General features: G+C 68.6%; 29 protein-coding genes. 16 read left to right on the top strand and 13 right to left on the bottom strand.

Translation table 11 applies throughout. From position 1 onward, the window contains the following. The first annotated feature begins 49 nt into the window (after positions 1–49). Positions 50–256 carry a 30S ribosomal protein S21 gene (gene rpsU / locus ACE3UA_RS14325; RefSeq protein ID WP_008027119.1) on the top strand — a complete coding sequence of 69 codons (207 nt, stop codon included), beginning with the start codon at positions 50–52 and terminating at the stop codon, positions 254–256. 51 nt (positions 257–307) lie between these two features. Here the strand turns inward: rpsU and ACE3UA_RS14320 are convergent, their stop codons facing one another. Beyond that, positions 308–970 carry an aquaporin gene (locus ACE3UA_RS14320; protein WP_374646252.1) on the bottom strand — a complete coding sequence of 221 codons (663 nt, stop codon included), beginning with the start codon at positions 968–970 and terminating at the stop codon, positions 308–310. 58 nt (positions 971–1,028) lie between these two features. Then, positions 1,029–1,487 carry an Lrp/AsnC family transcriptional regulator gene (locus ACE3UA_RS14315; RefSeq protein ID WP_374646250.1) on the bottom strand — a complete coding sequence of 153 codons (459 nt, stop codon included), beginning with the start codon at positions 1,485–1,487 and terminating at the stop codon, positions 1,029–1,031. A gap of 150 nt (positions 1,488–1,637) precedes the next feature. Between ACE3UA_RS14315 and ald the strand changes: the two genes are divergently transcribed. Further along, positions 1,638–2,756, top strand: coding sequence for an alanine dehydrogenase (gene ald / locus ACE3UA_RS14310; RefSeq protein ID WP_374646248.1), 1,119 nt, complete (start codon positions 1,638–1,640; stop codon positions 2,754–2,756). Between the two features lie 53 nt (positions 2,757–2,809). Next, positions 2,810–3,415: a sulfite oxidase heme-binding subunit YedZ gene (locus tag ACE3UA_RS14305; protein WP_374646246.1), complete on the top strand. Its 606-nt coding sequence runs from the start codon at positions 2,810–2,812 to the stop codon at positions 3,413–3,415. Between the two features lie 38 nt (positions 3,416–3,453). Here ACE3UA_RS14305 and mscL read toward each other — a convergent pair whose 3' ends face one another. Beyond that, positions 3,454–3,825: a large conductance mechanosensitive channel protein MscL gene (mscL, locus tag ACE3UA_RS14300; protein WP_374646244.1), complete on the bottom strand. Its 372-nt coding sequence runs from the start codon at positions 3,823–3,825 to the stop codon at positions 3,454–3,456. 117 nt (positions 3,826–3,942) lie between these two features. Beyond that, a complete protein-coding gene (locus tag ACE3UA_RS14295; RefSeq protein WP_374646242.1) occupies positions 3,943–4,887 on the bottom strand; it encodes an L-threonylcarbamoyladenylate synthase in 945 nt (314 codons plus the stop codon). Positions 4,888–4,995: 108 nt separating this feature from the next. Here ACE3UA_RS14295 and ACE3UA_RS14290 point away from each other — a divergent pair, with 108 nt between their 5' ends. From ACE3UA_RS14290 to ACE3UA_RS14240, 11 genes are all read left to right on the top strand, one after another. Beyond that, positions 4,996–6,699, top strand: a complete 1,704-nt coding sequence (locus ACE3UA_RS14290) for an acyl-CoA dehydrogenase (protein ID WP_374646240.1) — start codon at positions 4,996–4,998, stop codon at positions 6,697–6,699. Beyond that, on the top strand, positions 6,696–7,721 hold the full coding sequence (locus ACE3UA_RS14285) for an MBL fold metallo-hydrolase (RefSeq protein ID WP_374646238.1): 1,026 nt from the start codon (positions 6,696–6,698) through the stop codon (positions 7,719–7,721). The genes ACE3UA_RS14290 and ACE3UA_RS14285 overlap by 4 nt, the downstream gene beginning before the upstream one ends. After that, the gene (locus ACE3UA_RS14280; RefSeq protein ID WP_374646236.1) at positions 7,718–8,134 is read left to right on the top strand and encodes a DUF6173 family protein; all 417 of its coding nucleotides are present in this window, start codon (positions 7,718–7,720) and stop codon (positions 8,132–8,134) included. The genes ACE3UA_RS14285 and ACE3UA_RS14280 overlap by 4 nt, the downstream gene beginning before the upstream one ends. Before the next feature lie 69 nt (positions 8,135–8,203). Continuing rightward, positions 8,204–8,347, top strand: coding sequence for an aa3-type cytochrome c oxidase subunit IV (locus ACE3UA_RS14275; protein ID WP_197646967.1), 144 nt, complete (start codon positions 8,204–8,206; stop codon positions 8,345–8,347). Between the two features lie 11 nt (positions 8,348–8,358). After that, entirely contained in the window at positions 8,359–8,973 is a 615-nt protein-coding gene (locus ACE3UA_RS14270; protein WP_374646234.1) for a hypothetical protein, read from the top strand. Positions 8,974–9,077: 104 nt separating this feature from the next. Then, positions 9,078–9,668 (top strand): molybdenum cofactor guanylyltransferase MobA, encoded by a 591-nt coding sequence (mobA, locus tag ACE3UA_RS14265; RefSeq protein ID WP_374646232.1) that lies wholly within the window; start codon positions 9,078–9,080, stop codon positions 9,666–9,668. Next, on the top strand, positions 9,665–10,156 hold the full coding sequence (gene mobB / locus ACE3UA_RS14260) for a molybdopterin-guanine dinucleotide biosynthesis protein B (protein ID WP_374646230.1): 492 nt from the start codon (positions 9,665–9,667) through the stop codon (positions 10,154–10,156). Before mobA ends, mobB begins: the two co-directional genes overlap by 4 nt. Further along, a complete protein-coding gene (locus tag ACE3UA_RS14255; RefSeq protein WP_374646228.1) occupies positions 10,149–11,015 on the top strand; it encodes a molybdopterin guanine dinucleotide synthesis in 867 nt (288 codons plus the stop codon). The genes mobB and ACE3UA_RS14255 overlap by 8 nt, the downstream gene beginning before the upstream one ends. Then, positions 11,006–11,596 carry a GNAT family N-acetyltransferase gene (locus ACE3UA_RS14250; RefSeq protein ID WP_374646226.1) on the top strand — a complete coding sequence of 197 codons (591 nt, stop codon included), beginning with the start codon at positions 11,006–11,008 and terminating at the stop codon, positions 11,594–11,596. The genes ACE3UA_RS14255 and ACE3UA_RS14250 overlap by 10 nt, the downstream gene beginning before the upstream one ends. Positions 11,597–11,668: 72 nt before the next feature. After that, entirely contained in the window at positions 11,669–13,114 is a 1,446-nt protein-coding gene (locus ACE3UA_RS14245) for an aldehyde dehydrogenase family protein (protein ID WP_374646224.1), read from the top strand. A 141-nt stretch (positions 13,115–13,255) separates the two neighbouring features. After that, positions 13,256–15,232, top strand: a complete 1,977-nt coding sequence (locus ACE3UA_RS14240) for an FAD-dependent oxidoreductase (protein WP_374646222.1) — start codon at positions 13,256–13,258, stop codon at positions 15,230–15,232. Between the two features lie 44 nt (positions 15,233–15,276). Here the strand turns inward: ACE3UA_RS14240 and ACE3UA_RS14235 are convergent, their stop codons facing one another. From ACE3UA_RS14235 to hspQ, 7 genes are all read right to left on the bottom strand, one after another. Further along, positions 15,277–15,945 carry a pseudouridine synthase gene (locus ACE3UA_RS14235; protein ID WP_374646220.1) on the bottom strand — a complete coding sequence of 223 codons (669 nt, stop codon included), beginning with the start codon at positions 15,943–15,945 and terminating at the stop codon, positions 15,277–15,279. Further along, complete coding sequence (locus tag ACE3UA_RS14230; RefSeq protein WP_374646218.1) at positions 15,938–16,828, bottom strand: homocysteine S-methyltransferase family protein; 891 nt, start codon at positions 16,826–16,828, stop codon at positions 15,938–15,940. The genes ACE3UA_RS14235 and ACE3UA_RS14230 overlap by 8 nt, the downstream gene beginning before the upstream one ends. A gap of 106 nt (positions 16,829–16,934) precedes the next feature. Next, on the bottom strand, positions 16,935–17,318 hold the full coding sequence (locus ACE3UA_RS14225; RefSeq protein ID WP_374646259.1) for a GAF domain-containing protein: 384 nt from the start codon (positions 17,316–17,318) through the stop codon (positions 16,935–16,937). Positions 17,319–17,388: 70 nt separating this feature from the next. After that, the gene (locus tag ACE3UA_RS14220) at positions 17,389–18,963 is read right to left on the bottom strand and encodes a gamma-glutamyltransferase family protein (RefSeq protein ID WP_374646216.1); all 1,575 of its coding nucleotides are present in this window, start codon (positions 18,961–18,963) and stop codon (positions 17,389–17,391) included. 201 nt (positions 18,964–19,164) lie between these two features. Further along, positions 19,165–19,623, bottom strand: coding sequence for an ATP-binding protein (locus ACE3UA_RS14215; RefSeq protein ID WP_374646214.1), 459 nt, complete (start codon positions 19,621–19,623; stop codon positions 19,165–19,167). Further along, complete coding sequence (locus tag ACE3UA_RS14210) at positions 19,607–19,948, bottom strand: STAS domain-containing protein (protein ID WP_374646212.1); 342 nt, start codon at positions 19,946–19,948, stop codon at positions 19,607–19,609. The genes ACE3UA_RS14215 and ACE3UA_RS14210 overlap by 17 nt, the downstream gene beginning before the upstream one ends. 51 nt (positions 19,949–19,999) lie before the next feature. Further along, complete coding sequence (gene hspQ, locus ACE3UA_RS14205) at positions 20,000–20,326, bottom strand: heat shock protein HspQ (RefSeq protein ID WP_374646210.1); 327 nt, start codon at positions 20,324–20,326, stop codon at positions 20,000–20,002. A gap of 204 nt (positions 20,327–20,530) precedes the next feature. Here hspQ and ACE3UA_RS14200 point away from each other — a divergent pair, with 204 nt between their 5' ends. Further along, positions 20,531–21,112: a lytic transglycosylase gene (locus ACE3UA_RS14200; RefSeq protein WP_374646208.1), complete on the top strand. Its 582-nt coding sequence runs from the start codon at positions 20,531–20,533 to the stop codon at positions 21,110–21,112. A 70-nt stretch (positions 21,113–21,182) separates the two neighbouring features. Here ACE3UA_RS14200 and ACE3UA_RS14195 read toward each other — a convergent pair whose 3' ends face one another. Further along, positions 21,183–21,782 (bottom strand): outer membrane lipoprotein carrier protein LolA, encoded by a 600-nt coding sequence (locus ACE3UA_RS14195; RefSeq protein ID WP_374646206.1) that lies wholly within the window; start codon positions 21,780–21,782, stop codon positions 21,183–21,185. Positions 21,783–22,041: 259 nt separating this feature from the next. Here ACE3UA_RS14195 and ACE3UA_RS14190 point away from each other — a divergent pair, with 259 nt between their 5' ends. Beyond that, complete coding sequence (locus ACE3UA_RS14190; RefSeq protein ID WP_374646257.1) at positions 22,042–23,346, top strand: D-amino acid dehydrogenase; 1,305 nt, start codon at positions 22,042–22,044, stop codon at positions 23,344–23,346. Positions 23,347–23,400: 54 nt separating this feature from the next. Here ACE3UA_RS14190 and ACE3UA_RS14185 read toward each other — a convergent pair whose 3' ends face one another. Continuing rightward, positions 23,401–23,754 carry a cupin domain-containing protein gene (locus tag ACE3UA_RS14185; RefSeq protein WP_374646204.1) on the bottom strand — a complete coding sequence of 118 codons (354 nt, stop codon included), beginning with the start codon at positions 23,752–23,754 and terminating at the stop codon, positions 23,401–23,403. Positions 23,755–23,763: the final 9 nt, after the last annotated feature.

Raw genomic sequence — 23,763 nt, 5'->3', positions numbered from 1 at the left:
GCCTGCACAAGTCAGTGCAACTCTAGCTTAGGAAGGTGGTGACAACCACATGCAGGTCAGCGTCCGCGACAACAACGTCGAACAGGCTCTCCGTGCTCTGAAGAAGAAACTTCAGCGTGAAGGGGTGTTTCGGGAAATGAAGCTCAAGCAGCATTTCGAGAAGCCCTCCGTCAAGAAGGCACGCGAACAGGCCGAAGCGGTCCGCCGTGCAAGGAAACTTGCCCGGAAGAAGCTTCAGCGCGAAGGCGGTCTCTAAGACGTCCAGCGACACTGGGGAAGCGATTCCCGATCGATCAACCCCCGTCCGTCAGGCCGGGGGTTTTTCGTTTGCGAACAGCCAGCGGCCCAGCAGCGCGGCCATGAGCGCGCCGGCGACCTGGGCGACGAGATAGGGGGCCAGGTCTTCGGGGCGCAGGCCCGCCCCGGTCGGGGTCAGGCTACGGGCGAGGGTCACGGCGGGGTTGGAAAAGCCGGTGGAGGCGGTGAACCAGAAGGCTGCCGCGACATAGGCCCCGACCAGGGCCGGAACCGGGCCACGGGCCGCGAGGGCGCCAAGGATGGTCAGGATCAGGCCGAAGGTCGCGACCAGTTCCGACAGCCAGAGCGAGGGTGCCTCGCGCGGGATGGTGGAAGCCTGCAGCAGCGGCAGGTCGAACATCGCATGGGCCAGCGCCGCGCCCGCCACGGCTCCGGCGACCTGGATCAGGACATAGAACCAAGCGTCGGCCGCCGTGACCTCGCGGCGCAGCCAGAAGGCCAGCGTCACCGCCGGATTCAGATGCGCCCCGGAGACCGGCCCGAGGATCGCGATCAGCACGCCCAGAACCGCCCCGGTGACGAGGGAGGTGGCCACAAGCCCAAGCGCCGCATCCCCGGTCAGGCCAGCGCCCATGGCCGTACTGCCGAAGACGGCGGCCGTCAGCAGGGCCGAACCCAGGAACTCGGCCGTCAGCCGCCGTGAAAGGGTCATGCGATGTCGTCTCCGATGGATTTCAGCCGACAAGGCCCGGATGCGCCGGTCATGCGGATCAGACGGCCAGCGCCGTGGTCTTGACCACCGTGCGCAGCGCGAAGGAGGACTGCATCTGCCGCACGCCGGGCAGGCGCGAGAGGAACTGGCGGTGGATGCGGGCGAAATCCTCGGTATCGGCGGCCATGATCTTCAAGAGGTAGTCGGCGGTCCCGGCCATCAGGTGGCATTCCAGAAGGTCGGGGACGCGGGCGACCTCGCGCTCGAAGGCGTCGAGAAGGTCCTCGGCCTGGCTTTGCAGGGTGATCTCCACGAAGACCGTGGTCATCCGGCCCATGCGGCGGGCGTCGAGAAGGGCGACGTAGCCGGCGATGTAGCCATCTTCCTCCAGCCGCTGCACACGGCGGTGGCAGGCGGAGGGGGAGAGGTTCACCTGCTCGGACAGTTCGGCATTGGTGATGCGGCCGTCCTTTTGCAGCACCGTCAGGATGCGGCGGTCCGTGGCGTCGAGGTCCATCCTGCTGCAATATCCTTCGGCATCCGGGCGGTTCTGCGCCGGAATCTATCCGGGCGGCGGCCACAAGTCATCCGGATTTCAAAGCATCGCCCGCAAAACAGGATCAGAGTGAGCGTCACAGGGGGGCAGGATGCCCTCGGGGAGGATCAGATGAAGATCGGATGTCCAAGGGAAGTGAAGCCGCAGGAATTCCGGGTCGGGATGACCCCGGACGCGACGCGCGAGGCGGTGGCGCATGGCCACCAGGTGCTGATCGAGTCCGGCGCGGGTCTGGGCGCGGGCTTTGCCGATGCGGATTACGCGGCGGCGGGGGCAGAGGTGGTGGCCACGGCCGAGGAGGTGTTCGCCGGGGCCGAGATGATCGTGAAGGTCAAGGAGCCGCAGCCCGCCGAGCGCAAGCGGCTGCGGGCGGGACAGGTTCTGTTCACCTATCTGCACCTGGCGCCGGACCCGGAGCAGACGCGGGACCTTCTGGCCAGCGGCGCGACCTGCATCGCCTATGAGACGGTGACGGATGCCCGGGGCGGGCTGCCGCTCCTGGCGCCGATGTCCGAGGTGGCGGGGCGGCTGGCGCCGCAGGTCGGGGCCTGGACCCTGCAGAAGGCCAATGGCGGGCGCGGCGTCCTCTTGGGCGGGGTGCCGGGGGTGGCACCGGCGAATGTGGTCATCGTCGGCGGCGGCGTGGTCGGCACGGCTGCGGCGCGGGTCGCGGTCGGGATGGGGGCGCGGGTGACGGTGCTGGATCGCTCGGTTCCCCGCCTTTCCTATCTGGACGACATCTTCCACGGCAAGCTGGTGACGCAGTATTCCAGCGCGGGCGCCTTGGCCGAGCTGGTGCGGACCGCCGACATGGTGATCGGCGCGGTGCTGATCCCGGGTGCGGCGGCGCCGAAGCTGGTCAGCCGGGCGCAGCTGAAGGAGATGAAGCCCGGCGCGGTGCTGGTCGACGTGGCGATCGACCAGGGCGGCTGCTTCGAGACCAGCCGGGCCACCACCCACCAGGACCCGATCTACGAGGTGGACGGGGTGATGCATTACTGCGTGGCGAACATGCCGGGCGCGGTGGCGCGGACCTCGACCCAGGCTTTGGGCAATGCCACCCTGCCCTTCCTGCTGGCCCTGGCCGACAAGGGCTGGAAGCGGGCCTGCGCCGATGACCCGCATCTGCTGGCCGGGCTGAACGTCCATGCCGGGAAGCTGACCTATGCGGCGGTCGGCACGGCGCTGGGGCTGCCGTCGATCACCGGGGCGGAGGCGCTGGCGCTCTGACGACGGAAGTGCTGCGCTGCGGCGTATATGGGGCATCTGACAACAGGTGCCCCATGACATTATTCGGCTACAAACCCTCGACCCTGGCCCTCTGGGCCGTGCTTGCGCTGCCCGCGCTGGGCATGATCGGCCCGCTGTTCGGCGACGATCCGAAGGCGTTCCATCGCCTGCTGCACCCGACCGGCGAGTTCGCGGCGCGCTTCATGATCATCGGGATGATGGCCTCGGGCCTGATGCTGGTGTTCCGCACCCACCAGTGGCCGCGCTGGCTGATGCGCCATCGGCGCGACCTCGGGGTGGCGGCCTTCCTCTATGCCGCGCTGCATGTCGTGGTCTATGTGATCGACCGGGGCACGCTGGACCGGATCCTAGAGCAATTGCCGCAGACCAGGATCTGGACCGGCTGGCTGGCCTTCCTGATCTTCGTCCCGCTGGCGGTGACCTCGAACAATGCCGCGCAACGCTGGCTAGGCACCGGCTGGAAGACGATGCAACGCATGGCCTGGCCGGCGGCGGTGCTGGTGCTGCTGCACTGGGCCGCGATGAAGGACTGGGGCGGCTGGCCGCCGGCGCTGATCCACTTCGGGCCGCTTCTGGCGCTGTGGGCCTATCGGTTCTGGTACTGGAACCTGCGGTCGCGCCTTCCGGTCGCGGCGTAAGGAAAAGGCCCGCGGCGGATGCGCCGCGGGCCTGTCGCCTATTTCTTCTTCAACTCGGCCAGGATGTCCTTGAGCAGGTCGTTGTCGGTCGGGCCAGCCGGGGCGGGCGGGGCCTCGGGCTTTTTCGGCATCAGCCGGTTCACGCCCTTCACGATCAGGAAGATGACCCAGGCCACGATCAGGAACTTGATCACCGCGGTGATGAAGTTGCCATACATGAACTGGGCGTCGCCCAGCCCGAAGCTGAGGCCGCTGAAATCCACCCCGCCCACGATCAGGCCGATGAACGGGTTGATCAGATCATCGACCAGCGAGGTGACGATCGCCGTGAATGCCGCGCCGATGACAACACCCACAGCCAGGTCAAGTACGCTGCCGCGGGCAATAAAGGCTTTGAATTCGTTGAACATCCTTGGATCCCTCATTTGCCCGTCTTGATCGGCGGGCTATCTTGGCCTTGCGGTCGGCATGGCCTGCCCCGACTATTGCACAACTTCTCGGGGTTCCGAACCGGGAATTTTTGCCGGTCAGGGGCGCGGAGCGGCAGCGCGGCGGAGGCGGTCGTTGATCGCAAGGCCGAGGCCGCTCTCGGGCACGGGGGCAAAGGCGATGCGGCCATGGGGACCGGCCAGCCGGTCGGCCTGACGCAGCAGGTCGAAGAGGCGGGCGGCGGCTTCGGTCAGATCGGCGCTGTCGGACAGGGTGAGCGCGCCCTTGACCGGGCCGAATCCGACCAGGACCTCGCCCGGTTCGGCGGCGGTTGCGTTCAGGCGGACCCCGGCCCGGGGCGCGTAATGCGAGGCGAGCTGGCCCGGCGCGCTGGGTGCATGCGCGTCGCCGCCGGTGGCGAAGGGCTGGCCGAGGAGGGCTTCCATCGCCTCGACCGGGACGCCACCGGGGCGCAGGAGCGTGGGCAAGGGATCGGCGGCGACGATGGTGGATTCAAGACCCACGGCGCAGGGCCCGCCATCCAGCACGGCGGCGATGCGGCCGGCCAGCCCGTCCAGCACATGCGCGGCCCGGGTGGGCGAGACGCGGCCGGAAGGATTGGCCGAGGGCGCGGCAACCGGGCCGCCGAAAGCCTGCAAAAGACGCCGGGCAAGCGGATGGGCGGGGATGCGGATGGCGACGGTCGGCAGGCCCGCCGTGACCAGGGGAGAGAGGCCCGCGCCGTCGCGCAGCGGCAGGACGAGGGTCAGGGGGCCGGGCCAGAAGGCCTGCGCCAGCGCGCGGGCGTTGGGGCCGACCATCGCCAGCGCCTCGGCCGCGGCAAGGTCGGGCAGGTGGACGATCAGCGGGTTGAAGGTGGGCCTCCCCTTGGCCGCATAGATCCCCGCCACCGCCCGGTCGGAGCGCGCATCGCCGCCAAGGCCGTAGACCGTCTCGGTCGGGAAGGCGACGAGTTCCCCTTGCGCCAGCAGGCGGGCGGCGCGGGCGATGCCGGCATCATCGGGGGCAAGGGTCTCGGTCATCTCTGACGCAGCGTCCGGGTTGCAGGTCGGGGGGAAAGCAGTAGCCTCGGTCCGGGGTCGTGCTTACGGCAGGCCCCGCGCCTTGCCAAGCCGTCGGAGGACGTCGCCATGCCCTATCGCGCCCCGGTCAGGGACCTGCGCTTCATCCTGCAGCATGTGGCGGGTTTCGCCAAGGTCGCGGCCACGCCGCGGTTCGCCGAGGCGACGCCGGAACTGGCCGATGCCATCCTGGCCGAGGCGGGACGGATCGCGACGGATGTGATCGCGCCGCTGAACCGGGCGGGCGACCTGACCCCGGCGCGGCTGGAGAACGGGGCGGTGGTCTCCTCTCCCGGTTTTGCCGAGGGGTATCGGGCGCTGGCGGAGGGCGGCTGGGTCGGCATCGCGGCGCGGCCGGAGCATGGCGGCATGGGCCTGCCGATCAGCCTGGCGCTGGCGGTGGACGACATGCTGTCGGGGGCCTGCCTGGCCTTGCAGTTGAAGCCGCTGCTGTCCAAGGGCCAGATCGAGGCGCTGGAGCATCACGCGAGCGAGGCGATGAAGGCGCTGTATCTGCCGAAGCTCACCTCGGGCGAGTGGTCGGGAACGATGAACCTGACCGAGCCGCAGGCCGGGTCGGACGTGGGGGCGCTGCGGACGAAGGCGGAACCCCTGGGCGACGGGAGCCATGCGATCAGCGGGCAGAAGATCTTCATCACCTGGGGCGACAGCGATCTGGTGGCGAATGTCTGCCATATGGTCCTTGCCCGCCTGCCCGGCGCGCCAGAGGGGACGAAGGGGATCAGCCTCTTCATGGTGCCGAAGTTCATCCCCGATGCCGAGGGTCGCCCCGGCGCGCGCAACAGCCTGCGCGTCGTCAGCCTGGAGCACAAGCTGGGCATCCACGGCAGCCCGACCTGCGTGATGCAGTACGAAGGGGCAAAAGGCTGGCTGGTGGGCGAGGCGAACAGGGGCATGGCGGCGATGTTCACGATGATGAACAACGCCCGGCTTTCGGTCGGCATGCAGGGCGTGGGCGTGGCCGAGGCGGCGCTGCAGCAGGCGCTGGCCCATGCGATGGAACGGCACCAGGGCGCGACGCCCCTGTCGGCGGAGGGGCCGATCCTGGAGCATGCCGACGTGCGCCGGATGCTGGCGGCGATGCGGGCCGAGGTCTTTGCCGCGCGCTCGATCGCCTTGTCCTGCGCGGTGGCGATCGACATGGCCAAGGCCACGGACAGCGCGGACTGGCAGGCGCGGGCGGCGCTTCTGACGCCGATTGCCAAGGCGCATGGCACCGACATCGGCTGCGAGGTGGCGCATCTGGGGATGCAGGTCCAGGGCGGCATGGGCTATATCGAGGAGACCGGCGCGGCGCAGTTCGCCCGCGACGTGCGGATCACCGCGATCTACGAAGGGACGAACGGAATTCAGGCGATGGATCTGGTGGGGCGCAAGATGCAGGACGGGGGCGAGGCGGCCTTTCGCCTGATCGACGAGGTCCAGCGCGGGGCCGAGGCGGCGCGGGCGCGCTTTCCCGACCTGGCGGGCGAGGTCTGGCAGGCGTCGGAGGGGCTGCGCGAGGCGACCGAGGCGCTGGTCGCCCAGCCGCTCAATGACCGTTTCGCGGGCGCGGCACCCTATCTGCGCGCCTTCGCCAGGGTGCTGGGCGGCGATGCGCATCTGAAGGCGGCGCTGGCCGATCCCGACCGGCTGGCGCTGGCGCGGGTGATGATCCGCCGGATATTGCCGGAGCATGCCGCGCTGCTGGCGCAGGTGCGCGAGGGGGCCGAAGGGCTGTATGCGGTGCGGCCCGCGGACCTGGCCGGATGAGCGAAGGCGTCAGGCATCCGTTCGAGACCGCCCCGGCCGAGGGCCAGGCGATCGAGGTGGCCGAGGGGATCCTCTGGCTGCGGCTGCCGCTGCCGATGGCGCTGGATCATGTGAACATCTTCGCGCTGGACGAGGGCGACGGCTGGACCATCGTGGATACGGGTCTTTCGTCGAAACGGTCGAAGGCGATCTGGGAGCGGCTGCTTGCCGGCCCGCTGCGGGGCAAGCCGGTGGTCCGGGTGATCCTGACCCACCACCATCCCGACCATGTCGGGCTGGTCGGCTGGTTCCAGTCGCGGGGGGCAGAGCTTCTGACCACGCGCACCGCCTGGCTTTACGCGCGGATGCTGGTGCTGGACGTGCAGGAGCGGCCCTCGCCCGAGGCGCTGACCTTTTACCGCCGCGCCGGGTTGAGCGCGGCGGAACTGGCGCAGCGGGCCGAGGAGCGGCCGTTCAACTTTGCCGACATCGTGGAGCCGATGCCGCTGGGGTTCACCCGGCTGGCCGAGGGTGGGCGGCTGAGGGCTGCGGGGCGCGACTGGCTGGTGCGGATCGGCCATGGCCATGCGCCCGAGCATCTGACGCTGTGGTCCGACGACGGGATCGTGCTGGGCGGCGACCAGCTGCTGCCGGGGATCTCGGCCAACATCGGGGTCTACCCGACCGAGCCCGAGGCCGACCCGCTGACCGACTGGCTGGACAGTTGCCGCGCGCTGGCGGCCCATGCGCGCGAGGAGCAGCTGGTCCTGCCGGGCCACAAGCTGCCCTTCACCGGCCTGCCCTTCCGCCTGGTGCAGATGGTGGAAAACCACGACCAGGCGCTGGACCGCTTGCTGGAGCACCTGCGCATCCCGCGCACGGCGGCCGAGTGCTTTGCGCCGCTTTTCCGGCGCGAGATCGGACCCGCGCAGCACGGGCTGGCGCTGGTCGAGACCATCGCGCATCTCAACTGCCTCTTGCGGCGGGGCGAGGTTTTGCGTTCCCTGAACCCGGCAGGGGCATGGGAATGGGAACGGCGATGACCAAGGCACCGAAGGCTCCGGCGAAACCCGCCGGGAAACCGGCGGCGAAGCCTGCCGCAAAGAAGGCCGCGCGGCAGAAAAGCCCGGCGGAATGGGCGCATGACCGGCTGGTGATGTATATCCGCGACTTCGAGCGCGAGCTGGACGCCGAGCAGGAGATCGCGATGGGCTTCGCGGGGGACGAGGCCGGAATCCTGCGGATCGAGGGGATCGGCTTCTTCGATCCCGACATCATCAGCTTCTACGGCCGCGACGATTCGGGCACCAAGACCCAGTTGATCCAGCATGTCAGCCAGCTGTCGGTGACCCTGCGGGCGGTGCCGAAGCAGGGCGAGGAGGAGGCCCCGCGCCGCATCGGGTTCCAGTTGAACTCGGGCTGGACAGGGGGCGATTCCGGCGATGCCTCGGCGTGATGCCGACCCGTGACAGGCGGCGGCGAATAGGCTAAGGGGCAACAAGGGATCAAACAAGGAAGCGGTAAAATGGCCGACCACAACGAGCACAAGCACGGAACGATGGACATTCGCGCGCAGGAAAAGACCTTCGAGGGCTTCATCCGCCTGTCGGTCTGGGCCGCCGGACTCTCGATCGCGGTGCTGGTCTTCCTCGCGCTGGCCAACGCCTGACCCGCGACCCGATGCTGCGCCTTCTTCTTTGCCTTGCCGCCGTTTCGGGCCTGACCGCCTGCGGCGCGCAATCGGTCTGGGCACCCGAGGAGCAGGTGCAGGCCGCCCGCTTCACCTCGGACGAGCCGACGTCGATCACGCTTTACACGGTGGTGAACAAGAACTCGGGCTCGGGCGCGCATTCGGCGATCCTGGTCAACGGCTCGGAGCGGGTGATCTTCGATCCGGCGGGAACCTGGCACCACCCGAAGCTGCCGGAACGCAACGACGTGCATTTCGGGATGACCGACAAGGCGCTGGCCTTCTACATCGATTACCATGCCCGCAAGACCTATGACGTGATCGAGCAGAAGGTGCAGGTCTCGCCCGAGGTGGCGGAACTCGTGCTGCGGCGGGTCGAGGAATATGGCGCGGTGCCGAAGGCGATGTGCACGCAGGCGACCTCTTCGGTGCTGCGCGGGGTGCCCGGGTTCCAGAGCATGCCGTCGACCTGGTATCCGAGGAAGCTTGCCGATGCCTTCGGCGAACTGCCGGGCGTGACGACGCGGAAGATCACCGACGACGACGACGACAGCAACCACGGCGTCCTGCTGGTCCAGGCCAACGGCGACCCGCTGGAGGGTTGAGGTGGGGCCAAAATCCTTGAGTAAGGATTTTGACCTCTGCCCCGCCGCTTGCGCCTGCCGCCTGACCGGCTAGGCTTGGCCCGTCGACAACCGGGAATTGGGATTTGCGCATATTCGGGGTCATCCTCGCCGGAGGAGAAGGTCGCCGCATGGGAGGCGCGGACAAGGCGTTCCTGCCCCTGGCCGGGCGGCCGCTGATCGCCCATGTCCTTGACCGGCTGGAGCCGCAGGTGGAGCGGGTGCTGATCTCGGCCAATGGCGATCCGGCGCGGTTCGCGGGGCTGGACTGCCCCGTTCTGCCGGATGCCCGGCCGCAGGGGCCGCTGTCCGGCATCCTTGCCGCTTTGCTCCGGGCCGGAGAGATGGGTGCTTCGCATCTGGTCTCGACGCCTGTCGATACGCCCTTCCTGCCGGGCGATCTGGTGCCGCAACTCATGCTGGCGGCCGAGGGATCCTCGGGCGGGCTGGCCCATGCCGCCGATCCGACCGGGGACCATCCCGCAACCGCCCTCTGGCCGGTCGCGCTGGCCCCGGCGCTGTCCGCATTCCTTGAGGCTGGCGAGGCAAAGGTGACGCGCTTTGCCGCCGCGCATCAGGCGACGCGGGCCACCTTCCCCGACGCGCGCGCCTTCCTGAACCTGAACAGGCCCGAGGACCTGGCCCGGGCCGAGGCGATGCTGAAAGGCGCGGAATGAGGGTCTACGGCGTGATCGGCTGGAAGAACTCGGGCAAGACCAGCCTGATGGAGCGGCTGGTGGCCGAGATCACCAGGCGCGGCTTCAGCGTCTCGACCGTCAAGCATGTGCATCATTCGGTGGATCTGGACCAGCCGGGCAAGGACAGCTTCCGCCATCGCGCCGCCGGGGCGCGCGAGGTGGTGCTGGCCTCGGCCGACCGTTTCGCGCTGATGGTGGAGCATCGCGGGCCGGAGCCGGAACTGCCCGCAGTGCTGGCGCGGCTGGCCCCGGTCGATCTGGTGCTGGTCGAGGGCTACAAGCGCGACGCCCATCGCAAGGTCGAGGTCTGGCGCGCGGAGACCGGGCAGGCGCTGATCCAGCCGCAGGATCCGCTGGTGCGGGCGGTGGCGACGGATGCGGCCATCGCGGTGCCGGTGCCGGTGCTGGACCTGAACGATACGCGCGCCGTCGCCGATTTCATCCTGCGCGAGGTCGGGCTTGTTTGACCGGGTGATCGTGGTCGACTGGTCGGCGGCGAACCTGCCCACCAGCGCGACGAACCGGGCCAATGCCGTCTGGATCGGCTGCCATGACGCCGAGGGCGGGGCCGAGTGGCACCATCGCACCCGCGCGGGGGCCGAGGCGCAGCTGGTGACGCTGATCGACACCGCCCGCGCCGACGGGTTGCGGTTGCTGGTCGGCTTCGACTTCGCCATGGGTTATCCCGCCGGCTTTGCGGCCCGTCTGACCGGCGGCGATGTGCGCGCGGTCTGGGAGTGGCTGGCGCGCGAGATCACCGACACGCCCGAGAACCGCAACAACCGCTTTGCCGTGGCCGCCCGCATCAACGCGGCCTTCCCCGAGGGTCCCGGCCCGTTCTGGAGCCATCCAAGCGGGCAAAGCTGGCCCGGCCTGCCCTTCCGCCGCCACGGCATCGATTATGCGGCGCTCGGCCTGGCCGAGATCCGCGCGGCCGAGGTGGCGGTCCGGGGGGCGAAAAGCCCCTGGATGCTGTTCAATCCCGGCTCGGTCGGGTCGCAAAGCCTGCTGGGCCTGCCGATGATCCACCGGCTGTCGCAGCGGCCCGATGTCTCGGTCTGGCCCTTCGACGCGCCGGAGGCCCCGGTGGTGCTGGCCGAGGTCTATCCCTCGCTGCTGGCGGGGCCGGTGGCGATCCTGGCCAATGCCGAGGGGCTGCCGGCCGATCAGGCGCAAGTCCGGCTCTTGTCGCGGGCGCTGCATCTTCTGGCGCGGGAGGGTCGGCTGGCGCCCCTGTTCGACGCGCCGGAGGGGGCGGAGGAGGAGGGCTGGATCCTTGGGGCCGGGCACGTCCCCCTTCTGGCCGAGGCCTCGGGATGGGCGTGACGATCTATCACGGCCTGCACGAGGGTCTGCGCCGGGAAGCGGCGCTGCTGTATTGGGAGGCTTTCGGCGGCAAGCTGGGCCGGGTCATGGGGCCGGAGCCGCTGGCGCTGGCCTATTTCGAGCGGGTGATCCGCACCGACCTGTGCTTCGCCGCGCTGGACGGCGACGGACGGCTGATCGGCATCGCCGGCTACAAGATTCCGGGAGGCAGCTTTGCCGGGGGCAGCTGGGACGACCTGACCGGCATCTATGGCCGGTTCGGCGGGCGCTGGCGCGGCGGGCTGCTGTGGGCGCTGGGGCGCGAGGTGGACAACGACTGCTTCCTGATCGACGGGATCAGCGTCACCCGGGCGCAGCGCAGCAAGGGGGTCGGCTCGATGCTTCTCGCCGCGCTGTGCAACGAGGCGCAGGAGCGCGGCTATCCGGCGGTGCGGCTGGATGTGATCGACACCAACTGGCGCGCCAGGGCGCTGTACGAAAGGCACGGCTTTGTCGCCACCCGCTCGCAGCGGCTGGGGCTTTTGGGCTATCTGTTCGGGTTCTCGGCCGCGACCACGATGGTGCGGCCGTTTTCGGCCTGACAACGGGGCAGGCCCTTGCCCCGGCAGGGCCGGCCTGTCAGAATATGATCAAATTCCTGAAAGGACCGGATCATGATCACCAAGCGTGAGTTCTATATCAACGGCGCCTGGGTCGCCCCAGAGGTCGCGCGCGACTGCCCGGTCATCGACCCCTCGACCGAGGAGGTCTGCGCGGTGATCTCGCTGGGCGGCGAGGCGGACACCGACGCCGCCGTCGCCGCCGCCAAGGCCGCGCTGCCCGGCTGGTCCGCGACGCCCCCGGCCGAGCGGCGCCGGGTGGTGGAGGGGATCCTGGAACAGTACCAGCTGCGCAAGGAAGAGATGGCGAAGGCGATCAGCCTGGAGATGGGCGCGCCGATCGACATGGCGCGGGACGATCAGGCGGAGTGCCTGCCGTGGCATCTGAAGAACTTCCTGCGCGCCTTCGATCATGTCGAATGGATCAGGCCGCTCGGTCCGCATGCGCCGGACACGATGATCGCGCTGGAGCCGATCGGGGTGGTCGGGCTGATCACGCCCTGGAACTGGCCGATGAACCAGGTGACGCTGAAGGTGATCCCGGCGCTGCTGGCGGGTTGCACCTGTGTGCTGAAACCGTCCGAGGAGGCGCCGCTGTCCTCGATGCTGTTCGCCGAATTCTGCCATGACGCGGGCGTGCCCGCCGGCGTGTTCAACCTGGTGAACGGCGATGGCGCGGGGGTGGGGACACGGCTGTCCAGCCACCCGGACGTCGAGATGATCAGCTTTACCGGCAGCACCCGGGCCGGGAGGGCGATCTCGGTGGCGGCGGCGCAGACGCTGAAGCGGGTGACGCTGGAGCTGGGCGGCAAGGGGGCGAACCTGGTCTTCGCCGACGCCGACGACCGCGCGGTGGAGCGTGGGGTGCGGCATCTGATGAACAACTCGGGCCAGTCCTGCAACGCGCCGTCGCGGATGCTGGTGGAGCGGAGCTATTACGACCGGGCGGTGGAGATCGCGGCCGAAGTGGCCAGCAGCATCAAGGTCGCCCCCGCCAGCGAGCCGGGAAAGCAGATCGGGCCGGTGGTGAACAAGCGGCAGTGGGACCAGATCCAGGGTTACATCCAGAAGGGCATCGACGAGGGTGCGCGGCTGGTGGCGGGCGGGCTTGGCCTGCCGGAGGGAATGAACAAGGGCTTCTACGTCCGCCCGACGGTCTTTGCCGACGTGGTGCCGGGAATGACCATCGAGCGCGAGGAGATCTTCGGGCCGGTCTTGTGCATGATCCCCTTCGAGACCGAGGCCGAGGCGGTGCGGATCGCCAACGACACGCCTTACGGGCTGACCAACTATGTCCAGTCGCAGGATGGCGCGCGGCGGAACCGGCTGGCGCGGCAGTTGCGGGCCGGGATGGTGGAGATGAACGGCAAGTCGCGGGGGGCCGGGGCTCCGTTCGGCGGGGTCAAGGCCAGCGGTCGGGCGCGCGAGGGCGGGGCCTGGGGGATCGAGGAGTTCCTGGAGGTCAAGGCGATTTCCGGCTGGGACGTGGCGGCGGAGTAGCGCGCAACGGTTCGTCAGGGGCCAAAACTCTTCGAAGAGTTTTGCAATTTTCTTCGAAGAAAATTGAGCCTTGCCGCACCGTTTCGAAAAACTTGACACAAGTGTCGAGATTCGCTGACATGGGGGCGAATGGAGGCCCCCATGACCCAGCACCCTCGACTGATGTCCCCCCTGAAACTGCGCGACCAGACGCTGCGGAACCGCATCGTCTTTGGCGCGCATACCAACAACATGTCCGACCAGGGCATGCCCGGCCCGCGTTTCGGCAAGTATCTGCTGGAACGCGCGCTGGGCGGCGCGGCGATGGTGGTGGCCGAGCCGGTGCCGGTGCATCGGACCGGGGTGCTGACGCGGGGCAATATCCTGCATTCCGACGACCGGGTGATCCCGGCCTATCGCACCATCACCGACGAGGTGAAGGACGCGGGCGCGGTGATCATCCAGCAGCTTTACCACATCGGTGCGCATGGCGATTCCGACCTGAGCTTCGCGCCGCACTGGTCGCCCTCGGGCGGGCCGTCCTACCATGACAGCGACGGCTCGCATGCGATGACGGGGGCGGAGGTCGAGGAACTGCTGGAAGCCCATGTCGCGGCGGCGGTCAGGGCCAAGGCGGCGGGGTTTCAGGGGGTGGAGGTCTGGGGGGCCTATCACTCGCTGGTGGACCAGTTCTGGACGCCCTGGTCGAACCAGCGCACCGACCAGTGGGGCGGGTCGCTGGAGGGGCGCACGCGGTTTTCGCGCGAGCTGATCGAGCGGGTGCGGCGGGCTTGTGGCGAGGAGTTCATCGTCGGTTTGGCGGTCAGCTATTCCACGGCCTACGAGGTGACCCTGGGGGCCGAGGCCCTGTGCGAGATCCTGGAGTTGCATGACCGGACGGGGCATGTGGATTACGTGACGGTCGGGGCCGGGTCTTACCTCGAGTTCGAGGCGATCATCCCGCCCTTCACCCATGGCGAAAAGCTGACGACGCCGCTGACGCAGCAGCTGAAGGGCGTGCTGAAACATGCGGTCGTCACCTCGGAGGCCGGGGTCAGGACGCCGGAGAATGGCGAGGCGATCATCGCCTCGGGCCTTGCCGATCTGGTGTCGATCGTCCGGGGGCAGATCGCCGATCCGCATCTGGCGCGGAAGGTGGCGGAGGGGCGAGCGGAGGACGTGCGGGGCTGCATTTCCTGCAACCAGATGTGCTGGGGGCGGCGGTCGCGGGACTACTGGATTTCCTGCCTGATCAACCCGAGTGCCGGGCGGGAGTTCGAATGGGGCGGGGATCGGTTTTCGCCTGCGGCCGTGGCGAAGGATGTGCTGGTGGTGGGCGCGGGCCCGGCGGGGCTGGAGGCGGCGCGGGTCGCGGCCGAGCGCGGGCACCGGGTGGAGATCGTGGAGGCTGCGCCGGTGGTGGGCGGGCAGTTCCGGCTGGCGGGGATGCAGCCGCGACGCGGGCAGATCCTGGAGCTGATGGACTGGTACGAGCGGCAGTTCGACAAACTGGGCGTGCGGCTGCGGCTGAACACCTTCCTCGACGAGGCGGAGGTTGCGGAACACCCGGCGGAGGTTGTGATCGTGGCGACGGGGTCGTTGCCCGACGAGACGGGGTTTCAACGCTGGGTGCCCGGAGAGACGTCGCTGCCGGGGATCGAGGCGGGGGGCGTGTGGTCGCCCGAGGCGGTGCTGCGGCGCGAGGCGCGGCTGGGCGATGCGGTGGTGGTCTATGACGAGGGGTCGAACTGGCGCGGGGTTGGCACGGCCTGGGCGCTGGCCGAGGCCGGGAAGAAGGTGACCATCGTGACGCCGGAGCCCTATGTGGGCAAGGAACTGGCGCGGACCGCCGCCGATGGCGTGGTGCGGCGGCGGCTGGGGGCCCTGGGCGCACGGATGCTGCCCGAACACCGTTTGGTGCGCTGGCACGGCAACGGGGTGACGGTGCGGTCGTTCCTGACCGGCGCGGAGGAGGTGATCCCGGCCTCGGGTCTGGTGATGGCGACGACGAACCGGGCTTTCGATCCGCTGCCCGAGGCGATTGCCGGGAAAGTGATGCACCGGATCGGCGATTGCACGGCGCCCCGGCTGGCGGCCTATGCCTTCCATGAGGGGCGGAAGCTGGGACTCGCGCTCTGACCGTGCGGCGGCAGGGTGGGTGAATCACCCATCCTGCGCCGGGGTCAGAAGGGCACGGGCGCGGTGAAGCTGACCCGCTCGCCGGCGGTCGGGTGGTGCAGGGACAGCGTCTCGGCATGCAGCATCAGGCGGGGATGGGCGGCCCTGGTCTCGGGCGCATAGATCTGGTCGCCGAGGATCGGATGCCCGAGCGCCAGCATGTGGACGCGGAGCTGGTGGCTGCGCCCGGTATGCGGCGTGAGGCGGACGCGGGTCTCGTCCGGGCCGCGCCCGATGACCTGCCAGTCGGTCTGCGCCGGGCGGCCATGCGCATGGTCGACCTTCTGGCGCGGGCGATAGTCCCAGTCGCTGCCAAGCGGCAGGTCGACGGTGCCGCTCTCGCCCGCGATTCGGCCCTTCAGCCGCGCGACATAGGTCTTCTGCGCCCGGCGCTGCTCGAACTCCTGCCCGAGGAAGCCCTGCGCCTGCTTGGTGCGGGCGAAGATGATCACGCCCGAGGTGTCGCAATCCAGCCGATGCACCAGAAGCGCGTCCCAGCGCGCGGCCTGCAGGCGGGCGATCAGGCAATCCTGCCGGTTCTCCAGCTTGCCGGGCACGGTGAGAAGGCCGGCCGGCTTGTCCAGGACCAGGATGGCCGCATCCTCGTGCAGGATGGCGAGCGGGGTGTCGGGCGGGTCATAGGCGAAGTCGGGGATCAGCGAGGGCTTATGCAATGACGTGACCTTCGGCCGTGAGGCGGGCATGGAGATGGCGGATATGGGCCGGGCCGACCTCGCAGCAGCCGCCGATCAGGGTGGCGCCCTGCGCGACCCAGCCGAGCGCGAAGTCGGCGTAGCGGTCGGGCGTCAGGTCGTGGCGGGCACCATAGGCGGGGGCGGAGGTGCCGTGGCTGTGAGGCGTGATCTCGGAAAAGCCGTTCGCATAGGCCCCGAAAGGGAGGCCGAGCCGCTTGAGTTCGACCAGGGCGGCAGACATCGCCTCGGGCATCGAGCAGTTGGCGAGGACGGCATCGGCGGGGGTTTCGGACAGGACATCGGCCAGCGCGGCCACGGGTTCGCCGGAGCGCAGGCGCGTGCCATCGCGGTCCTGCACCGAGACGCTCAGCCACACGGGCCGGTCGGTGGTCCGCGCACCCTTCAGGGCGCCCCGGGCGAGGTCGAGCGAGGAGATGGTCTCGATCAGGAGCAGGTCGACATGCGGGGCGAGAAGGCGGGCCTTCTCGGCGTAGAGCGCGGCGGAAACCTCGACCGGCGGGGTCAGGTCGGGGCGGTAGCTCTCGCCCAGCGGCCCCATGGAGCCCGCGATCAGCCCGCGCCCGGCGGCGGCGCGGGCCTCATGCGCCTCGGCCAGGGCGCGGAGGTGCAGGGCGTGGTAGAGGTGATCAAGGCCCTGGGGAAGCAGCCGGTCATGCAGGATGTTGTAGGTGTTGGTGGTGGCGAGGCTGGCCCCGGCGGCGAAATAGTCCTCGTGAATGGCCCGGACCAGGCCGGGGTGGTCGAGCATCACCCGCGTGGCCCAGAGCGGACCGGGGTCGGCGCCGGCGCGGGCGACCAGTTCCTGGCCCATGCCGCCGTCAAGGAGGGTGATGGTGGTCATCTGTCGTCCTGCCGTCATGCTCCGTGGCTGGCGGCTGGGGGTTTCACACCCCCAGCCCCCCGTCGAGTATTTATGCCAGGAGGAAGCACAATTTTAGTCGAATTGTTCAGGTCGCGTCGCGGAAGACCTCGGCGAGGAGGGGGATGAGCCAATCCTCGTCGGCCCTGGTGAAGGCGGCAGGGGCGTTGCTGTCGAGGTCGAGGACGCCGAGGAGGTCTCCCCTCCCGTTCCAGACCGGGAGGACGAGTTCGGATTTCGTCGAGGAGGAACAGGCGATATGGCCGGGAAAGGCGTCGACGTCGGGCACGTTCTGGACCTGGCCGGTGCGGGCGGCGGCCCCGCAGACGCCCCTTGAAAACGGGATGACAAGGCAGCCATGGCCGCCCTGGTAGGGCCCGATCTTCAGAAGCCCGGGCGCGGTGACGCGGTAGAATCCGGTCCAGTCGCAGAACGGGTGGGCGTGGTGGATCTCGCAGGCCATGGTGGCCATCAGCGCGACGGTATCCGTCTCGCCATGGGTGAGGGCGCGGATCGCCTGGGTGATCGCGGGGCGGTCGGGTTCAGTAGCCAAGGGCGCAGCCATCCTTTCTGGGATCCGAGGCGCCGACCAAGAGGTCGCCGTCGATGCCGATTGCCTGGCCGCCGCCCAGCGGCACCTCGGGGATCACGACCTTGTGGCCCATGGCGGCAAGCTCGGCGCGGACCTGGTCGGAATAGCCGCGCTCGACCTCCATTCCCTCGGCGCTTGAGAAAGAACGGGGCGCGTCGATCGCCTCCTGCGGGTCCATGCCGAAATCGGTGAGGTTCGAGACAAAGCGGGCGTGGCCGCAGGGCTGGTAGGCGCCGCCCATCACGCCGAAGGGCATGGTGACGCGGCCGTTCTGGCGGATCATGCCGGGGATGATGGTGTGCATCGGGCGCTTGCCGCCGCCGGCCTCGTTCGGGTGGCCTTCGGCCAGGGTGAAGCCCGCGCCGCGGTTCTGGAAGTTGATGCCGAACCTGGAGGAGGCGAGGCCCGCGCCGAAGCCCCAGAAGATCGAATAGATCAGCGAGACCGCCATCCGGTCGCGGTCGACGACGGTGATGTAGATCGTGTCGCGATGCACGGCCTCGGCCAGGGGGGCGGCTTGCGGCATCGCCTGCTTCGGGTCGATCAGCGCGGCCAGCTTCGCGGCGGTTCCGGGCTCCAGCATATGCGCGAGGCGGCTGGTGTGGTCGGGATCGGCGATGAAGCGGTTGCGGGCGTCATAGGCGAGTTTCGTCGCCTCGGCCTCGATATGGGCGCGCTGGCTGCCGAAGGGATCCATCGACGCGATGTCGAAATGGCGGAGGATGTTGAGCAGAAGGATCGCCGTCGCGCCCTGGCCGTTCGGCGGATGCTCGACCAGCTCGACCCCCTGGTAGGGGCCGGCGACCGGGGTGGTGTAGTCGCAGGCGGTGGCGGCGAGGTCGTCCAGCGTGTGGGTGCCGCCCAGGGCCTGCAGCGAGGTGATCATGTCCTCGGCCACTTCGCCCTGATAGAATCCGGCGCGGCCTTCGCGCGCGATGCGGCGCAGGACCTCGGCCTGGCCGGGGGCGCGGAAGATCTGGCCCACGGCCGGGGCCTTGCCGCCGAAGCTGTAGAAGTCGCGGGCGGCCCCCTTCAGGCAGGGCAGGTCGTCGACCCAGTCGAAGGCGACGCGGGGGGCGACGGGAATGCCTTCCTCGGCATAGTGGATGGCGGGGGTAAGGATTTCGTCCAGCGATTTCAGCCCGTAATCGGCGTTCAGGCGGCAGAAGGCATCCACCGCGCCGGGGAGGGTGACCGATTCGATGGCCCGGATCGGCATGGCGGTCAGGCCACGGGCACGCAGCTCGGCGGCGTTCAGACCCCTTGGCGCGCGGCCGGAGCCGTTCAGGGCGACGATCTCCTCGGATCCCGGGGGTTTCAAGAGGATGAAAGAGTCGCCGCCGATCCCGGTCATCTGCGGCTCGGCGATGTTGAGGATCATGGCGCCGGCGATGGCGGCATCGGCCGCGTTGCCGCCGGCTTTCAGCACCTCGACCGCAACCTGCGCCGCGATCGGGTGCGAGGTCGCCGCCATGCCGTTCCGGGCATAGACGGCCGAGCGGCCGGGAAGGTGAAGGTCGCGCATCTGGTCCCCCGATGGTTCGCGCCAACCCTAGGGCCGGGACGGTCGGGAGTGCAAGGACGGCTGGCACCCGGAGATGATGGGGGCAGATGATCCGGGTGCCAGCGCGGCCAATAAGGCCACGGCCGGACCATCGCCGGAAGCCGCGGCGGAAAGGCGAATGGACTGCGGCAAATCCGGGACGCTTCGCGACAAGTCGAGAGGTCAGGCATCCTCGACCAGGGGAATGAGGAAGTTCAGCCGATTCGTGCCCCGCCGCCGCCGGTATTGCAGATCGCGGGTCATGCTGCGGATCAGGTGCCAGCCGAAGCCGCCCTCGGGCAGGTCGGTCCCGGGAAGGTCGGTCTGCGGCAACCTGCCTTCGGGCAGGAAGCCACCGGGCATGGATGCCCCCTCATCCACCACCTCGCACCAGAGCGCCCCGGGATGCAGCGCGACTGTGACCGCGACATGGCCCTCCAGATCGGCATAGGCATGTTCGGCGACGTTGTTCAGCACCTCGGCCAGCACGAGTTCGACCGTGGAGCGCAGATCGGGGGCAAGGTCGACGACCGGCGGCGAGGCGGTGACGCACCGGAGCGCGGCCCGGACCGAAGCAGGCTCGGCCCGGATCACCAGGTCGTGGGTGTCGGCCTGGGCGAAGGGGTCAGGTGCCGGGGGCATGCGAAACGGCAACCTCGACCGAGGAGTGGATGGTGAAGATCGAATCCATCCGCGTCAGGCGAAAGACCTTTTCGACGGTGGCGGTCAGCCCCGAAAGCTCCAGCGGGCGGTCGGGGCCGAGCATCTTCTTCACCGCGACGATGGCGCCGAGACCGCTGGAATCCAGGAAGCGGACACGGGCCAGGTCGAGCACCACGCGCTGGTCTCCGGTCCCGGTGACCTCGCGCATCCGTTCCTTGAACTGGATGGCGGTGGCGGCGTCGATCCGGTCCTCCATCACCGAGACGGTCAGGACCCTGGGTCTTGTCTGGGTTTTCAGCTGCATCTTGGTTCCCCTGGCTGCATTTCCTGCAGGCTAGGGGAAAAGCGTTAAGCGTCAGTTGAGCTGGAAGGTCACCGGATAGCACCCATCCTGGAAATCTCCGAAAAGATCGCCGAGATCGGGATGGTCCACTGGCTCTCCCGTCTCGTCCGGGATGAGGTTCTGTTCGGAGACATAGGCGACATAGTAGCTTTGGCCATTCTCGGCGAGCAGATGGTAGAAGGGCTGGTCCTTGGCGGGACGGCTGTCCTCGGGGATGTTGTGGTACCATTCCTCGGTGTTCGAGAATATCGCATCCACATCGAAGACGACGCCACGAAACGGGTGCTTCCGATGACGGAGCACCTGGCCCAGGTGATACTTGGCGTGGGCGGTGAACATCTGTGCGATCCCCATGCGCGATAATTACGCCGATGGGGCGGCCCTGTCCACCAAGCTGCGCCGAATCGGTGGAAACAGTGTGTGGGGCCTGCACCGACAGTCGCGGCTGTCGGTTTTATGATCGCAGGGCGTGGAGTTCCCCATTTCATCGCCCCCGGGCTTGCGGTATCCTGCGGCCAAAAGAAGAACGGGCACGAGGGGCAGATGAGCAGGTTTCTCCGTGCGTCGCTGTTGGTGGCGTTCCTTGCGTCATGCGGGGGCGGCGGCAATTATTCGGCGCCCAGGCAGCTGGACGATGCATGCGCGATCATCCGCGAACGGCCGCAGTATCTGCGGGCGATGGAGCGGACCGAGCGGCGCTGGGGCATTCCGGTGCATGTGCAGATGGCGACGATCTATCAGGAATCGAAGTTCATCGGCAACGCGCGCACCCCGCATACCTTCGCGCTGGGGGTGATCCCCATGGGGCGCCAGAGCACGGCCTATGGCTATAGCCAGGCGCTGAACGCGACCTGGGAGGAATACCAGCACAGCGGCGGCGGGCGGCGGGCAAAGCGGGACGACATCGCCGCGGCGACCGATTTCATGGGCTGGTACATGGACGAATCCAGCCGGACACTGGGGATCTCAAAGGCCGATGCCGAGGCCCAGTACCTCGCCTATCACGAGGGGCGGAAGGGCTATGCCAACCAGTCGCACCTGGGCAAGCCCTGGCTGGTCGAGGTGGCCGCCGCCGTGGGCCGGCGGTCCGAGATGTATCGCGGCCAGCTGGCCTATTGCCGCTGACCCGGAGCGGCGCGGGGCAGGTCCGCAGTGCGGGACGCCTGCCTTTGCGCCTGTTTCGCTTGCCTTTGGCCTAGTTCCCGCGCCGCTTCATCTCGGCCGAGATGTCGAAAAGCCGCGCACCCATGCTGCCGCCCTTCTTCAACTCGCCCAGGACCACGGTGGTCTGCTGGCCGAGATCGTCGGTGATGATCCATTGCCGCAACTCGACCGGGTTCGAGGTGAAGACCAGCTCGATCGTGCCGTATTCCGGGGTCTCGGGATCCTGCGCGCGGACGCGGGTCGAGGTGCCATCCTCGGTATGGCCCACGACCATCTTGGCGCGGGACAGGTCGATGTTCTCGGCCAGGATCAGGTTCAGGGGCGTGCGCTTCAGCGGATATTGCTCGGGTGGCTGGTTCGACTTGGCGTCGAAGACCGCAACCTGCTGGCCCCCGGCGATCACCAGGCTGCGGTCGGGCGGCGCATATTCAAAGCGCACGCGGCCAGGGCGGCGGATGTAGATCTTGCCGGTCGAGATCGAGCCGTCGGAGTTGACCTGGGTGAAGTCGGCCTCGACCGTCGTCAGGCCGTTCAGATAGTCCGAGATGGTGCCAAGCGGAATCTTCTCGGCCGCTGCGGGCAGCGGCAGGAGGAAGGCGAGCGGGGCCAGAAGGGCGAAGCGACGGTTCATGCCGGATATATAGCGGCGGCCCGGGCGGCTTGCACCCCCGGCGAGACGGGTTTGCAAGGACGTGCCGATGCGTGATTGCGCGTGAGGGCGCAAGGCTCTGCTGCGGGATTCGCCGACCTGGGGAGAATTATTCGCCTGTTTTCCATTTTCAAGCAAATTCCTTCGCTATTCTCAGCGAATCAAACCAGAAATCCCCAAGAACTTCGCAGAGGACAGACGTATTCTGCAATGCATCGGAAAATTCTGGCGGATGGCTGACATGAAAGTCGTGGTGCTTGGCGCAGGCGTGATCGGGGTGACATCGGCCTGGTATCTGGCCAGGGCCGGGCATGAGGTGACGGTGATCGACCGTCAGCCAGCCCCGGCGCTGGAGACCTCTTTCGCCAACGCGGGCGAGATCAGCCCCGGCTATGCCTCGCCCTGGGCGGCGCCGGGCATTCCGGTCAAGGCGATCAAGTGGATGTTCCAGGAACATGCGCCGCTGATCGTCCAGCCGCGCCCGGACTGGGCCAAGATCAGCTGGATGGCGCGGATGCTGATGAACTGCACCGCCTCGGCCTATGCGGTGAACAAGAGCCGGATGGTGCGGCTGGCGGAATATTCCCGCGACTGCCTGATGGAGCTGCGGGCCGAAACCGGGATTTCGTACGACGAGCGGACCCAGGGCACGCTGCAGCTGTTCCGCACCGAAAAGCAGGTGGCGGCGGCCGAGAAGGACATCGCGGTGCTGAAGGCGGACAGCGTGCCGTTCGAGGTGCTGGACGCCGACCAGTGCGTCGCGGCCGAGCCGGGCCTGGCGGCGGCGAAGCACAAGCTTGCGGGCGGGTTGCGGCTGCCGGGGGATGAGACCGGCGATTGCTTCAAGTTCACGCAAAGCCTGTCGCAGATGGCCGAGGCGCAGGGCGTGACCTTCCGCTATGGCGTGGGGATCGACGGGCTGGAGGCCGAGGGCGGCCGGATCGTCGCGGCCCGGACCAGCGCGGGCCGGGTGACGGCGGATGCCTTCGTGGTGGCGCTGGGATCCTATTCGCCGATGCTGGTGGCCCGCTTCGGGATCAAGCTGCCGGTCTATCCGGTGAAGGGCTATTCGATCACGGTTCCGATCGTGGACGAGGGCCGCGCCCCGGTTTCGACGGTGATGGACGAGACGCACAAGATCGCGATCACCCGGCTGGGCGACCGGATCCGCGTCGGCGGCATGGCCGAGATCGCGGGTTTCGACATGAGCCTGAAGGCCAAGCGCCAGGCGACCCTGACCCATTCGGTCGAAGATCTGTTCGGCGGCGCGGGCGACCAGTCGCAGGCGAGCTTCTGGTGCGGGCTGCGACCGATGACGCCGGACGGAACCCCGGTCGTCGGGCGCTCGCCGATCGAGAACCTGTTCCTGAACACCGGGCACGGGACGCTGGGCTGGACCATGGCCGCCGGCTCGGGCCGGGTTCTGGCGGATATCGTCAGCGGTCGCCGGGCCGAGATCGAGGCCTCGGATCTGGGCTATGCCCGCTACCTGCGCGAGGGGCGCAAGGGGACGCGGCAGGGCTCGGGGGTTGCGGTGCCGGCGTAAGACCGGCCATGCGATGCCTGGGGGGAGGGCCGCAGGGTCCTCCCCCTTTTTCATTCAGCCGGTGTAGAAGACATAGATCTTGCGCGTCTGCTCCAGGAGGCGCCATTCGCCCTTCCAGCCGCGCGGCAGCATCAGGGCATCGCCGGGCCCCAGCCGCTCTACCCGGCCGTCGGCATGGCGCATCTCGACCGAGCCGGAGAGGAAATGGCAGAACTCGGCCGCCTGCGAGCGGTCGGCGGTGAAACGGCCGGGGGTGCATTCCCAGATGCCGATCTCCAGCTTGCCGTCGGGCGATTGCCAGAGCGTCCGGGTCGCCTCTTTCTGGTCGCCTTCGATGGTGGTGGGCTTGGGCGCGAAATCGTCCAGCTCCATGCCCGCAAGGGCAAGAAATCCTGACAGGTCGATCATTCTGGGTCC

It is taken from the genome of Tabrizicola sp. (assembly GCF_041919135.1).
Classification (GTDB): domain Bacteria; phylum Pseudomonadota; class Alphaproteobacteria; order Rhodobacterales; family Rhodobacteraceae; genus Tabrizicola.
This window is presented reverse-complemented; position numbering and strand designations above follow the sequence as displayed.